General features: G+C 72.5%; 10 protein-coding genes. 5 read left to right on the top strand and 5 right to left on the bottom strand.

The features are described from left to right. Window positions 1–70: 70 nt before the first annotated feature. A complete protein-coding gene (locus ACFY01_RS33295) occupies window positions 71–454 on the top strand; it encodes a cold-shock protein (protein WP_390739481.1) in 384 nt (127 codons plus the stop codon). Between the two features lie 162 nt (window positions 455–616). Here the strand turns inward: ACFY01_RS33295 and ACFY01_RS33290 are convergent, their stop codons facing one another. The 4 genes from ACFY01_RS33290 to ACFY01_RS33275 all read right to left on the bottom strand — a co-directional run bounded on the left by ACFY01_RS33290 (window position 617) and on the right by ACFY01_RS33275 (window position 4,114). Next, window positions 617–1,477, bottom strand: a complete 861-nt coding sequence (locus ACFY01_RS33290) for a 1,4-dihydroxy-6-naphthoate synthase (RefSeq protein ID WP_390739480.1) — start codon at window positions 1,475–1,477, stop codon at window positions 617–619. Next, complete coding sequence (locus ACFY01_RS33285) at window positions 1,474–2,172, bottom strand: futalosine hydrolase (RefSeq protein WP_390739479.1); 699 nt, start codon at window positions 2,170–2,172, stop codon at window positions 1,474–1,476. The genes ACFY01_RS33290 and ACFY01_RS33285 overlap by 4 nt, the downstream gene beginning before the upstream one ends. Then, entirely contained in the window at window positions 2,142–2,618 is a 477-nt protein-coding gene (locus ACFY01_RS33280; protein ID WP_390739478.1) for a DUF2771 domain-containing protein, read from the bottom strand. The genes ACFY01_RS33285 and ACFY01_RS33280 overlap by 31 nt, the downstream gene beginning before the upstream one ends. 62 nt (window positions 2,619–2,680) lie before the next feature. Further along, a complete protein-coding gene (locus ACFY01_RS33275) occupies window positions 2,681–4,114 on the bottom strand; it encodes an MFS transporter (RefSeq protein WP_390739477.1) in 1,434 nt (477 codons plus the stop codon). 290 nt (window positions 4,115–4,404) lie between these two features. Between ACFY01_RS33275 and ACFY01_RS33270 the strand changes: the two genes are divergently transcribed. The 4 genes from ACFY01_RS33270 (at window position 4,405) to ACFY01_RS33255 (ending at window position 10,819) form a co-directional block, all read left to right on the top strand. Next, window positions 4,405–5,331 (top strand): DUF3027 domain-containing protein, encoded by a 927-nt coding sequence (locus ACFY01_RS33270; protein ID WP_390739476.1) that lies wholly within the window; start codon window positions 4,405–4,407, stop codon window positions 5,329–5,331. A 234-nt stretch (window positions 5,332–5,565) separates the two neighbouring features. Further along, a complete protein-coding gene (locus tag ACFY01_RS33265) occupies window positions 5,566–8,763 on the top strand; it encodes a sacsin N-terminal ATP-binding-like domain-containing protein (RefSeq protein WP_390739475.1) in 3,198 nt (1,065 codons plus the stop codon). A gap of 138 nt (window positions 8,764–8,901) precedes the next feature. Continuing rightward, window positions 8,902–9,771, top strand: a complete 870-nt coding sequence (locus ACFY01_RS33260; protein ID WP_390739474.1) for a hypothetical protein — start codon at window positions 8,902–8,904, stop codon at window positions 9,769–9,771. 217 nt (window positions 9,772–9,988) lie between these two features. Then, window positions 9,989–10,819, top strand: coding sequence for a hypothetical protein (locus tag ACFY01_RS33255; RefSeq protein WP_390739473.1), 831 nt, complete (start codon window positions 9,989–9,991; stop codon window positions 10,817–10,819). A gap of 149 nt (window positions 10,820–10,968) precedes the next feature. Here the strand turns inward: ACFY01_RS33255 and ACFY01_RS33250 are convergent, their stop codons facing one another. Then, entirely contained in the window at window positions 10,969–13,350 is a 2,382-nt protein-coding gene (locus tag ACFY01_RS33250) for an HAD-IC family P-type ATPase (protein WP_390739472.1), read from the bottom strand. Window positions 13,351–13,932: the final 582 nt, after the last annotated feature.

Below are 13,932 nucleotides of genomic sequence, written 5' to 3'. Positions count from 1 at the left end.
TGCTATCAAGAGCCGTTCCAGCGCTGTTTTCCGAAGCAGTTTTCCGACGAGTACGAGGACGAGGACAGACGTGCCTACCGGCAAGGTCAAGTGGTTCAACAGCGAGAAGGGCTTCGGCTTCCTCTCCCGCGACGACGGCGGTGACGTCTTCGTCCATTCCTCGGTCCTCCCCGCCGGAGTCGACGCGCTCAAGCCGGGACAGCGGGTGGAGTTCGGAGTGGTCGCCGGCCAGCGCGGCGACCAGGCGCTGTCGGTCGTCGTACTGGATCCCACGCCCTCGGTCGCGGCCGCGCAGCGCAAGAAGCCGGACGAGCTGGCCTCCATCGTGCAGGACCTGACGACCCTCCTCGAGAACATCACCCCGATGCTCGAAAAGGGCCGCTACCCCGAAAAGGCCTCCGGCAAGAAGATCGCCGGCCTGCTGCGGGCGGTCGCCGACCAACTGGACGTGTGACCCGCCCGCTCAGGGAAACGACAGCGCGTCAGGCCCGAGGGGCGGCACCAGCCCCTCGGCCGCCGCACGCGGCCACCTCTTTCTGCCGTCCTTGCGGCGCTTCGCGGGCTGCGGACGGCTGTGCCGGACTCCGTCCGGCGGCCCGCTGTGGTGTGCGCCGGTTCAGGGAAACGACAGCGCGTCGGGCCCGAGGGGCGGCACCAGCCCCTCGGCCGCCGCACGCGTCAGCAGGCCCCGTACGGCCGCGTATCCGTCTTCTCCGAGTTCCGAGGTGAACTCGTTGACGTACAGGCCGATGTGCTGGTCGGCGACGGACGGGTCCATCTCCTGGGCGTGTTCCATGACGTACGGGCGGGAGACCTCGGGGTCGTCCCAGGCCGCGTGGACGGACGTACGGATCGACTCGGCGAGCCCCCGCAGCGTGTCCGCGCCCAGTGACCGCTTGGCGACGATCGCGCCCAGCGGGATCGGCAGCCCGGTGGTGTCCTCCCAGTGCTCGCCCATGTCGGCGAGCTTGTGCAGCCCGTAGTTCTGGTACGTGAAGCGCGCCTCGTGGATGACGAGTCCAGCGTCGACCTTCCCGTCCCGCACGGCCGGCATGATCTCGTGGAACGGCATGACCACGATCTCGCCGACCCCGCCGGGCAGGGTGTCCGCGGCCCAGAGCCGGAACAGCAGGTAGGCGGTCGACTTCTCGCTCGGCACCGCGACCGTACGCCCCGTCAGGTCCGTGTCCGCCTCCCGGGTGAGCACCAGCGGCCCGCAGCCCCGGCCCAGCGCGCCGCCGCACGGCAGCAGCGTGTACTCGCCGAGGATGTACGGCAGTACCGCGTACGACACCTTCAGCACGTCGAGCTCACCGCGCTCGGCCATGCCGTTGGTGATGTCGATGTCCGCGAAGGTGACGTCGAGGGCGGGCGCGCCCGGGACCCGGCCATGGGCGAGGGCGTCGAAGACGAAGGTGTCGTTGGGGCAGGGCGAGTACGCGATCCGCAGCGACTCGGGCTCACCGTGGGCAGTCATACCTGTTTCCAACTCTCCAGTACGGGCGTCAGCTTCCCGAACCCCTCGGTCAGGGCCGCGAGGGCGTCACCGATGCGCCAGGCGGCGCGGTCGCGCGGGCCGACGGGGTTGGAGACCGCGCGGATCTCCAGCACGGGCGTGCCGTGCGCGGCGGCCGCCTCGGCGACCCCGAAGCCCTCCATGGCCTCGGCGAGGGCACGGGGGTGGCGGGCGCGCAGCTCGGCGGCGCGGGCCGCGGTTCCGGTCACGGTCGAGACGGTGAGGACGGTCCCGGCGAGCGCGCCGGTGGCCGCGGTCACCTCTCGTACGAGTGAATCCGGCGGACGGTGGGTGACGGTCCCGAAGCCCAGCCCGGTGACCGGAACGAACCCCTCCGGTGTCGTGGCGCCCAGGTCGGCGACGGTGATCTCGTCGGCGACGACGAGCGAGCCGAGGGACGCCTCGGGCAGGAAGCCGCCGGCGATCCCGGCGGAGACGACCAGGCCGTAGGGGGTGCCGCGCAGCGCGGCGGTGGTCAGGGCGGTCGCGGTGGAGGCGGCGGCGAGGGCGGGGCCGACCCCGGCGGCGACCACATCGGCACCGGGAAACGCCCGGGCCACCGCGTCCCGTTCAGCGGGAACCGCGGTGGCCACCAGGACCCGGAGACCGGCCGAGGACGACGTGGTCAGGACTCCTTCTTCAGCTTGAAGGACCACAGACCCGTGACCGTCTTCTCGCCCTCCTTGATGGACACCAGGGTCGAGTTGCCCTGGGCACCGTACTGGGCGTTGAAGAACACGCTGCCCGGGATGGTCCGGTACGTCTTCTTGCTGGAGTCGGTCAGGGGCTGGCCGTTCATCAGGATCGTCCAGCCGTTGTCCGCGATCTTCGGGTCCACCCCGAAGCGCACGGTCTCGTCCGGGTCCACCTTGATGGACTTGATGTCGGTGTCCTTCAGGCACTTCGTCAGCGACGCCGTGTCGAGGGCGTCGCCGTCGTTGTAACAAGTGGCCTCGGAGTTGACCGAGCTCGTGCCGACGGTGACCGTCGACATCGGCGACGGCTTGTCGCAGGCCGACAGCAGAAGCAGTCCGGCGGAAACGGCGCCGGCGGCGGCGACGGCGCGGCGGCGTCGCACAACAACGGAGTGCAGCGTGGTCATGTCCGAAGGCTATCTGGCGTGTCCCGACCCTTCCCCACGCGGGGTGCGGCGTGCCCGGTTCGTTACGCCACTCGCGGTCGCGCCCGGCCGCCGTGCCGCGCCGAGCTCAGCAGACCGCGCACCGTGGTCAGCCAGCCCACGGCGACGAAGGCGCCGCCCACCGCCAGCCCCAGCGTGCCGTTGAGCGGCATCACGATGCCCACCGCGCCGCCGAACACCCAGGCCATCTGCAACAACGTCTCCGACCGGGCGAACGCCGACGTCCGCACCAGCTCCGGCACGTCCCGCTGGATCAGCGCGTCCAGGCACAGCTTGGCCAGCGCCTGCGCGAACCCGGCGACCGCGGCCAGGCACGCCACCAGGAACGCGCCGAAGAACACCGCCGCGACGACCGCCGCTCCCAGCACCACCGCCACCACCGTCACGATGATGATCTCCGGCGCCCGGTACCTGAGCCATGACCCGACCGCCGTACCCAGCGCGTTGCCCGCGCCGGCGGCCACGCCCACTATCCCCATCGACACCGCCGCGCTCTCGCCGGTCAGCGGGTGCTCGCGCAGCAGGAAGGCGAGGAAGAAGATCAGGAAGCCGGACAGGCAGCGCAGGGCGGCGTTGGCGCCGAGCGCGTTCGTGACGGCGGGCCCGACCGTGCGCAGCCCCGGCCGCTTCAGCTCCTCCTTCTTGCGGTGCGGCCCGTGCAGATGCCGCTCGTCGGCGGCGAGCAGCGCGATGTCCTCGTCCTTGGCCGAGTCGACCTTCGCGGGCAGGGAGAACGACAGGAACGCTCCGGCCACGTAGATCACGAAGGCGCCGTAGAGCGGCCAGGGGGAGCCGATCGACTGGAGCCCCGCCCCGATGGGCGCGGCGACCCCCGTGGCCAGCAGCCCGCCCAGGGTCACCCGCGAGTTCGCCTTCACCAGCGAGAAACGCGGCGGCAGCAGCCGCGGCACCACGGCACTGCGCACCACCCCGTACGCCTTGGACGCGACCAGCACCCCCAGCGCCGCCGGATACAGCTCCAGGCTGCCGCCGGCCACGGCCCCCGAGATGATCAGCGCGAGCAGGGCACGGGCGAGCATCGTCCCGGCCATCGCGGCCCGGCGGCCGTGCGGCAGCTTGTCGAGGAGCGGGCCGATCACCGGCGCGAGGACCGTGAACGGGGCCATCGTGATGGCCAGGTAGAGCGCGACACGCCCCCGGGCCTCGTCGGTGGGCACCGAGAAGAACACCGTCGAGGCCAGCGCGACGGTGATCATGACATCGCCCGCGCCGTTGACCGCGTGCAACTCGATCAGCTTGCCGAGCCCGGACTCTCCGGCGCCGTGCGCGTGCGTGGCCTTGCGGATGCCTCGTGCGGCCCCGGTCACCGGGAAGTGCAGGGCACGACCGACCGCGCGGGCGGCCCCGCGCACCGGACCCGCACCGCCACCTCGACTGCTCCCCCCGGCCCCACCGGTCCTCCCGGTGGCACCCTGGGGCGGCCTCGTGGCTGCCACGACGTTCATAGTGCCCCGAGACGGGCGTTGATAGTGCGGTTTGAAGCCAAGCGAGTCGAACGGCCGGGCCGGAAACACCACCGCGAACCGGCGAACAACTCCGTCGGTGTAGGCCGAGCGCCGGTGACCGGGTAGCGTGCGTATCTCAGCCATCCCGCAGAATGGATGACAGAGGTGCGCCCGAGCGCGATCGGACGCGGACGTCGATGCGGCCCACAGGTCCGCTCCGTCCGTTCCACCGCCTTCAGGCAGGCGCACCCGTGAGACGGCGTAGGAGAGAAGCGATACCTGTGAGCGCAGCGACCACGCGAAGCCGCACCCCCGACCGTCTGTGCGCCGAGGCCGTCGACCTCGCCCGTGCCGCAGCCGAGGAGGCGGCCGCGCCAGGCGTCGTCGGCGAGCATGTGGGCCTGGTCGCCGAGGGCGACCGCGTCGTCACGCACTTCTTCGAGTGCAAGGAGCTCGGGTACCGGGGCTGGCGCTGGGCGGCCACCGTGGCCCGGGCGTCCCGCGCGAAGATCGTGACGCTCGACGAGGTGGTCCTCCTCCCCGGCCCCGACGCCCTCCTCGCCCCCGAGTGGGTGCCCTGGAGCGAACGCCTCCGCCCCGGCGACATGGGCCCCGGCGACCTGCTCCCCACCGACGCCGAGGACCTCCGCCTGGAGCCCGGCTACACCGGTGAGGAGCAGCCGCTGCCGAGCTCCCCGGTCTCCGAGGAGATGGCGGAACTGGCGGACGCCGAGGACGCCGACGTCACCCCCGGCACACCCGCCGTACAGCCGGTGACCCCCGCCCGCGGCACGATCGCCGCGATCGCGGAGGAACTGGGCATGCGCCGGGCCCGCGTCCTGTCCCGCTACGGCCTCCACGTCGCCGCCGACCGCTGGGACGACGCCTTCGGAGCCAAGACCCCCATGGCCCAGGCGGCGCCCGCCTCCTGCGCCAGCTGCGGCTTCCTGGTCCCCGTCGGCGGCTCGCTCGGCCAGGCCTTCGGAGTCTGCGCCAACGAGTTCTCCCCGGCTGACGGCCGAGTCGTCTCCCTCGCCTACGGCTGCGGCGGCCACTCCGAGGCCGCGGTCATGCCCAAGCCGCCCCAGCCGGCACCTCCGGTGGTCGACGAGACGAGGGTGGACCCCTTCCCCCTCCGCCCGTCCCCGGACTCGGGCTCGGTCCCCCCCACCGGCGACGAGGCCTCGGCGGAACTGGGCCACTCGTAACCGGGCCGTCTGCTGGGGGCTGCCGCCCCCAGACCCCCGCGTCGGCCCTGAACGGGCCTCGTCCTCAAGCGCCGGACGGGCTGGGTAATGCGGACCTTGGCCGAAGGGGTGGGGACGCAGTCCCCGCCGGGGTCTGGGGCGGAGCCCCAGGAAGCGCCCTCCGCCCGGGCCCACCGGCCAAGCCCAGCGGCAGCGGCGCGGTACCTTCGTGGTCAGCCGACGAGGAGAGTGAACGTGAGCAAGTACGTGCGCCCGGCGACCGAGGGCGCCGACCCCTTCGCCACCGCCCGCCTCCGCCGCGGGGTTCTCGACGCCTGGGCCACCAGCCCCGCCCGATTCCGCGAGGACGCCAACGCCGAGGAGGACCTGGTCCTCGGCGGCTACCGCGACCGCCTCGTCGTAGAGCTGGCCCAGAACGCCGCCGACGCAGCGGCCCGCGCCCACGTGCCCGGCCGGCTCCGCCTCACCCTCCGCGACGGCGTGCTGGTCGCAGCCAACACCGGCGCCCCCCTGGACGCGGCCGGCGTCGAGTCGCTCTCCACCCTCCGCGCGTCCGCCAAACGCGAGGCCGAGGTACAGGAACCCCGCGCCACGGTCGGCCGCTTCGGCGTCGGCTTCGCAGCCGTGCTCGCCGTCACCGACGAGCCCGCGGTCGTCGGCCGGCACGGCGGCGTCCGCTGGTCCCTCGCCGAGGCCCGCGAGCTCGCCGTCGACACCGCCCGCCACAGCCCCGGCCTGGGCGACGAGATCCGCCGCCGCGACGGACACGTACCGCTGCTGCGCCTGCCGTTCGCCGCCGAGGGCAGCGCCCCGGACCCGTACGACACCGCCGTCATCCTCCCGCTGCGCGACACGGCCGCCACCGACCTCGCCGAACGCCTCCTGCACGCCGTCGACGACGCCCTCCTGCTGGCCCTGCCCGGCCTGGAGGAAGTGGTCGTCGAGATCGACGACGACGCCCCCCGCACCCTGCGCCGCCGCACCGAGGGCGCCCACACGGTCGTGAACGACTCCCGTGACGGCACGACCCGCTGGCGCACGGTCTCCGCGCACGGCCCGCTCACCCCGGACCTGCTCGCCGACCGCCCGGTCGAGGAGCGGCTGCGCCCGTACTGGTCGGTCACCTGGGCCGTGCCCGACCCGGACGGCACCCCGGCCCGCCCCCGCACCACGCCCGTCGTGCACGCCCCCACTCCGAGCGACGAGCCCCTCGGCGTCCCCGCCCTGCTCATCGCCTCCTTCCCGCTGGACACCACCCGCCGGCACGCGGCGCCCGGCCCGCTGACCGACTTCCTGGTGCAGCGCGCGGCGGAGGCGTACGTCGAACTCCTCGCCGGCTGGCGCCCGGTGACCGAGGGCATCATCGACCTCGTACCCGGCCCGCTCGGCAAGGGCGAACTCGACGGCGCCCTGCGCCAGGCGATCCTCGACCGCCTCCCGCGCACCGCCTTCCTGCCCCCGGCCGCGACCCCGAAGCGCCCTGCCGAGGGCGCGGGCGTTCCGGACCACGAGGTCGCCGCCGAACTCCCGGAGTCCCTGCGCCCCCGGGACGCGGAGATCGCCGAGGGCGCCGGCGCCGAGACCGTCCGGGTCCTCGCCGAGGTGCTGCCCACGCTGCTGCCCGCCGGCCTGGAGCGCCGCGCCGAGCTGCGCACGCTGGGCGTCGCCCGCCTCCCGCTCGCCGACGCCGTCGACCGGCTGGCCGGTCTGGAGAAGTCCCCCGACTGGTGGTGGCGGCTGTACGACAGCCTGGCCGGCGTCGACCCCGACCGGCTCTCCGGACTGCCCGTGCCGCTGGCTGGGGGCACCTCCCAGGCTTTCGGCTCTGGGGGAGGCCGGACGACGATCGGGCCCCGCCAGGTCCTGCTGCCCACCGCGGACGCGGCCGCCGTCGACCCGGAGGTGCTGGGCCGGCTCGGCCTGAAGGTCGCTCACCCGGACGCCGCCCACCCGCTCCTGGAGAAGCTCGGTGCGCTGCCCGCGACCCCGCGCGCCGTCCTGACCACCCCGCAGGTACGGGCCGCCGTCGCCGCCTCCCTGGACGACGAGGGCGCGGTGGCCTGGGAGGAGGACGGCCTCGACGCCGAGGAACTGGCCGACGCCGTCCTCGCCCTGGTCCGCGACGCGGGTCTGGAGCCGGGCGACGAGCCGTGGCTGGGCGCCCTCGCCCTGCCCGACGAGGACGGTGAACTCGCCCCCGCCGGTGAACTCGTCCTGCCCGGCAGCCCGTTCGCCCAGGTCATCCGCGAGGGTGAACTCGCGGCGGTGGACGTCGAGTTGGCCGAGAAGTGGGGCGAGCAGCCGCTGGCCGCCTGTGGCGTGCTGGCCGACTTCGCCCTCGTACGGGCCACGGACGTCGTCCTCGACCCGGACGAACTGGAGCCCCGCGAGAGCGACTTCGCCGAACCGGACGACGCCGGTCTGCTGGACGCCGTGGACGTGTGGTGCGAGGACATCCTCGACCGCTTCCCCGACACTCCCGTACCCCCGGTCGCCACCGAACTCGTCGCCGTCCGCGACCTCGACCTCGTCGACGACGACCACTGGCCGCAGGCCCTCGCCCTGCTCGCCCGCCCGCCGCTGCGCGACGCGCTCACCCAGCCGGTGCGGATCCTGCTGCCGGACGGCACCCACGAGGTCGTACGGCCGTACACGGCGTGGTGGCTGCGCGGGCACCCGGTCCTCGACGGCCGCCGACCGGCGGGCCTCCTCGCGGCCGGCGGCGACCCGCTGCTGCACGGCCTGTACGACGAGGCGGACGCCACCGGCTTCGAGGACGAGCAGGTCCTCAAGGCCCTCGGCGTGCGCACCTCCGTCGCCGCCCTGCTCGACGAGCCCGGCGGCGCCGCCGAACTGCTGGACCGCCTCGCCGACCCGGAACGCCGGGTCACCCCAGCCCAGTTGCACGGCCTGTACACCGCGCTGGCCGACCTCGACCCAGAGCAGGTCACCCTGCCGGACGAGCTGCGGGCCGTCGTCGACGGGCGGGTGGCGGTGGTGGACGCCGGCGGCGCCGTCGTCGTCGACTCGCCCGACCTGCTGCCGTTCACGTCCGGGGTCCCGCTGCTGCCGGTCCGCCCCACCCGGGCCGCCGAGCTGGCCGAACTGTTCCAGGTGCGGCGGCTGAGCGAATCCGTGACCGGGGAGGTGGACTCCGAGGGCGCCGAGCACGACGTACCCGAGTCGGTGCGCGTGCTGCTGGGCCCGCGCACCCCGGACACCTACGTCGAGCACGACGAACTCGTGGTCGACGGCGTGGAGATCGACTGGCGCCTGACCGACGACGGCGTCCTGCACGCCGCCACCCTCGAAGGCGTCGCCGCCGGCCTCGCCTGGGCCGCCGGCCAGTGGCCGCGCCGCTTCGAGGTCGCGGCCCTGCTGGAGGACCCGTCACGCACGGAGGAGCTGGCACGGGACCGCTGGTTCGACTGAGTCGCGCCTTCGAGGTCTTCGCACGAATTCTTCAATCGCGTACAACCATTGCCCCTGATGGCGAATCTGATCACCTGAGTCAACAGACTCCCCGATCACTTGGGCCCCGCGCCCATCCTTCTCCATCAGGGGAAACACATGCGCATTCGTGCCACTGTGGCCGCCGTCTCCGGCGCCCTGGCCCTCTCCGCCTTCGCCGTACCGGCCGCGCAGGCCGACGCTTCCTCCTACCGCGCGGAAGCCGCCGCCGCCGTCGCGCACGCCGCTTCCGGCAAGACGGCGTTCACCGCCACCACGGCCGCGGACCTGAACGTCACCTTCTCGAACTTCAAGATCGCCAAGGCGGTCAAGGTCGGCACCACCAACCACGTGGCCACCTCGGTCACCTACACGCTGACCCACGGCGCCGACGTCGACATCACGTCCGAGGACTTCGCCAACGGCCCGTTCATCTACAAGGGCTCCGAGGACGCCCCGGACAACGTGCTGTTCGGTGACGCCCCGGCGACCTGCGCCGCGACCTCGGCGACCACCGCCACCTGCAAGGGCGACATCGACATCTACCCGGGCCCGGACGACGAGGAGCTGCTGAACTCCGACGCCGGCACCTGGCACGGCGGCGCCCTGGCCCTCAACTACACCACCGAGGACACCGCCGCCCAGTTCGGCCTCGGCACCACCCTGGTGCAGCGCTACTCGAAGCTGACGGTCAACGCCTCGCCGGAGCCGGTGAAGAAGGGCAAGACCATCACGGTCACGGGCAAGCTGTCCCGCGCCAACTGGGAGACGCACAAGTACGCGGGCTACACCAACCAGTCCGTCCAGCTCCAGTTCCGCAAGAAGGGCTCCAGCACCTACACCACGCTGAAGACCATCAAGTCGGACTCCACCGGCAACCTGAAGACCACGACCACCGCTTCGGTCGACGGCTACTTCCGCTACAGCTTCGCGGGCACCTCGACCACCCCGGCGGTCAACGCCACGGGTGACTTCGTCGACGTGCAGTAAGCAGTAAGCAGTAAGCAGTGCCCTTTCGGCCCCAGGACGCAGCCGGCGTCCTGGGGCCGAAACGCTTCCTCTCCCTCTGCTTCTGGCCATCTGCATGCAATGACCACGCAAAAACTGGCCGGATCCGGTCACCGGCGTACAACCAGCCGCAGGCGTCACTGATCAGAGCTGTCGAGTCAAGAGACTCCCCGATCACTCCTCCCACATGGGGAACGCAATGCGCATCCGTGCCACCGTGGCCGCCGTCTCCGGCGCCCTGGCCCTTTCCGCCCTCGCCGTGCCCGCCGCGCACGCCACCGGGTCCAGCGGTACGCCGTACACCATGGACGTCAGCTTCTCCAACCTCAAGATCGCCTCGGCGATCAAGGTCGGCACCACCAACAAGGTCAGCACCACGTACTCGTACACGCTGACCCACGGCGCCGACGTGGACGTCACCGCGTCCGACTTCTTCAGCGACGCCTACCTCTACCGCGGCACCCTGGACGAGCCGAGCAAGACGCTGGAGGGCGACGACTTCGCCACCTGCACGGTCACCTCGTCGACCACCGCCACCTGCACGGGCACCGTCGACATCCACCCGGGCGAGGGCGAGCTCAAGAACGCCGACGCCGGCAGCTGGACCGTCGCCGCCGAGGCCTACGCCTTCAACGGCCAGGACCCGGACAACCCCGACCTCAGCAAGGTCGGCTTCAAGGACCAGGGCAGCCTCGCCACCAGCAACGTGCAGCGCTACTCCAAGCTCACGGCCGACGCGGGCCCGGAGCCGGTGACCAAGGGCACGACCCTCACCACCACGGGCAAGCTGTCCCGCGCCAACTGGGAGGACGGCCTGTACCACGGCTACACCAGCCAGCCGGTCAAGCTCCAGTTCCGCAAGGCGGGCACGACCACGTACACCACCGTCAAGACGGTGACCTCGGACTCGTCCGGCAACGTGAAGGCCACCGCCACCGCCCAGTACGACGGCTACTGGCGCCTCTCCTTCGCGGGCACCACGACCACCCCGGCCGTCAGCGCCACGGGTGACTACGTCGACGTGCGGTGATCAAGGCGGCCTTCGCCTCATCGAAGGCCGCCGCGTCCGCGGGCCGTACGTCGATCCGCCCGCCCACCCGTTCCAGCAGGACGAGCCAGGCAATCAGTGATCTCCAGGCCGAGGCCGAGGACAGGATCCTGTGGCCCGCGGTGTGACGCTCACGCGGGAAAGCGGCGGTCGACCCACTTCCACAGGAACTCCAGGACGACCGCCGCCACCGCGGCGACGGCCACCGCCGTCCACGGCATCGCGACGCCCACCAGCTTCAGCGCGAAGAAGGCCTGGAGGGCGGGCACGGCCAGGACGCACACGAACGCCACGCCCATCGAGGCCACCAGGACCACCCGCCACCAGGTGTACGGGCGGGCGATGATCGCCAGGACCCACATGGAGATCAGGAAGAGGGTCAGGGTGGCCGCGCTGGTCTCCGCCTCCAGGGAGCCGTCGCCGGTGTAGTAGTGCCGGGCGACGAGATACGTCACGAAGGTCGCCACCCCGGCCACCAGCCCGCCCGGCACCGCGTACCGCATCACGCGCCGTACGAAGTGCGGGCGGGCGCGTTCCCTGTTCGGCGCGAGGGCCAGGAAGAAGGCCGGGATGCCGATGGTGAGGGTCGACAGCAGCGTCAGGTGCCGCGGGAGGAACGGGTACTGCACCCCCCAGCACACCACCAGGACGGCCAGCAGTACCGAGTAGACCGTCTTGACCAGGAACAGGGACGCCACCCGGGTGATGTTCCCGATGACCCGCCGGCCCTCCGCGACCACCGACGGCAGCGTGGCGAAGCTGTTGTCCAGCAGCACGATCTGCGCGACCGCGCGGGTGGCCTCCGAACCCGACCCCATCGACACGCCGATGTCGGCGTCCTTCAGCGCCAGTACGTCGTTCACGCCGTCGCCGGTCATCGCGACCGAGTGCCCCTTCGACTGGAGCGCGCCGACCATCTCCCGCTTCTGCTGCGGGGTGACCCGGCCGAAGACGGTCGCCCCGTCCAGCGCGTCCGCCATCCCGTTCCGCTCGGCGGGCAGCCGGCGCGCGTCGACCACCGAGCCGTCGAGCCCGAGCTTGGCGGCCACGGCCCCCACGGAGACCGCGTTGTCACCCGAGATGACCTTGGCGCGGACGTCCTGGTCGGCGAAGTAGCGCAGGGTGTCGGCGGCGTCGGCCCGCAGCCGCTGCTCCAGTACGACGAGGGCGGCGGGCGCGGCCCCGTCGACGACGTCGGGGACGTCCAGGTCGTCCCGGCCCGCGCGGGCCAGCAGCAGGACCCGCAGACCCTGCTCGTTGAGCCGCTCGGTCTCGGCCAGGGCGGGATCACCGGCCGGCAGCAGGACATCGGGCGCGCCGAGCAGCCAGGTGCTCGTCTCGCCGTCGCCCTCGCTGAACCTCGCGCCGCTGTACTTGCGGGCGGAGGAGAAGGGCAGCGACTCCACGCAGCGCCACTCCTCGCTGTCCGGGTAGGCGTCGATGATCGCGCGGAGCGAGGCGTTGGGGCGGGGATCGGACTCGCCGAGCGCGCCGAGGACCTGCCGTACGTACGCCTCGTCGTGCCCGTCCACGGCCCGCAGTTCCATGACGTCCATCCCGCCCTCGGTGAGCGTGCCCGTCTTGTCCAGACAGACGGTGTCGACGCGGGCGAGACCCTCGATGGCGGGCAGCTCCTGCACGAGGCACTGCTTGCGGCCGAGCCGTATGACGCCTATCGCGAAGGCGACGGAGGTGAGGAGCACCAGCCCCTCCGGGACCATCGGGACGATGCCGCCGACGGTCCGGGCGACCGAGTCCTTGAGCCCGTGCTGCTTGACCACGAACTGGCTGATGACGAGGCCGACCGCGGTCGGGACCATCATCCAGGTGACGTACTTGAGGATGGTCGAGATACCCGAGCGCAGCTCGGAGTGGACCAGCGTGAAGCGGGAGGCCTCCTCGGCGAGCTGTGCGGCGTAGGCCTCGCGGCCGACCCTCGTCGCCCGGAAGGCGCCGCCGCCCGCGACGACGAAGCTGCCGGACATGACGCGGTCGCCGGGGGCCTTGACGACGGGATCGGCCTCACCGGTGAGCAGCGACTCGTCGATCTCCAGGCCGTCGGCCTCGACGCACTCGCCATCCACGACGATCTTGTCGCCGGGTCCGATCTCGATGAGATCACCGAGCACGATCTCGGACGTCCTCACCTCCGTCGTGACGCCGTCACGGCGGACGGTCGGTCTCACCTCGCCGATGACGGCCAGCGAGTCCAGGGTCTGCTTCGCGCGCCACTCCTGGAGGATGCCGATGCCGGTGTTGGCGAGGATGACGAACCCGAAGAAGCTGTCCTGGATCGGCGCGACGCACAGCATGACCAGCCAGAGCACGCCGATGATCGCGTTGAACCGGGTGAGGACGTTCGCGCGGACGATCTCGGCGAGGGAGCGGCTGCTGCGTACGGGGACGTCATTGACCTCACCGCGCGCGGTGCGCTCCGCTACTTCGGCCGAGGTCAGGCCGCCGGCCCGGGTGGGCGCGTGCAGCCTCGCGCCGGGCGCGTCGATGTGCGTCATGCAATCGACGGTACGTGCGGATTTGGGCCGGCACCTGCCGAATGGGGGTACGGCGGGGTGGCCGCCCTTGGGGCTCCGCCCCAGACCCCGGGGTTTCCCACCCACCCACCCATGACGGCCAACTGGGAAGTCACCCCACCCTGGGGCTCCGCCCCAGACCCCGGCGGGGCTCCGCCCCAGACCCCGGCGGGGCTCCGCCCCAGACCCCGGCGGGGCTCCGCCCCAGACCCCGGCGGGGCTCCGCCCAGACCCCGGCGGGGCTCCGCCCAGACCCCGGCGGGGCTCCGCCCAGACCCCGGCGGGGCTCCGCCCAGACCCCGGCGGGGCTCCGCCCCTGCACCCCTCGCGGGGACTGCGTCCCCTGCGCCCCTCGCGGGGACTGCGTCCCTGCACCCCTTCGGGCTTCGCCCGTGCACCCCTCGCGGGGCTTCGCCCCTGCACCCCTTCGGGCTTCGCCCGTGCGCCCCTCGCGGGGCTTCGCCCTCGCACCCAGCCAGGGGGCTTCGCCCCCACCCCCCAGGCCCAGGTCCGCATTACCCAGCCCGTCCGGCGTTTGAGGACGAGGCCCGTTCAGGGCCGATG

Source organism: Streptomyces sp. NPDC001480, assembly GCF_042894725.1.
Classification (GTDB): Bacteria; Actinomycetota; Actinomycetes; order Streptomycetales; family Streptomycetaceae; genus Streptomyces.
Note: the sequence above shows the minus strand (reverse complement) of the source record. Positions and strands in the feature narration are given on the sequence as shown.

Bases quoted from the DNA above. Each gene is read 5' to 3' on its own strand.
- ACFY01_RS33260 (WP_390739474.1), top strand. From the start codon at position 8,902: ATGCGCATTCGTGCCACTGTGGCCGCCGTCTCCGGCGCCCTGGCCCTC.
- ACFY01_RS33250 (WP_390739472.1), bottom strand. From the start codon at position 13,350: ATGACGCACATCGACGCGCCCGGCGCGAGGCTGCACGCGCCCACCCGG.
- ACFY01_RS33290 (WP_390739480.1), bottom strand. From the start codon at position 1,477: ATGACTGCCCACGGTGAGCCCGAGTCGCTGCGGATCGCGTACTCGCCC.
- ACFY01_RS33255 (WP_390739473.1), top strand. From the start codon at position 9,989: ATGCGCATCCGTGCCACCGTGGCCGCCGTCTCCGGCGCCCTGGCCCTT.
- ACFY01_RS33280 (WP_390739478.1), bottom strand. From the start codon at position 2,618: ATGACCACGCTGCACTCCGTTGTTGTGCGACGCCGCCGCGCCGTCGCC.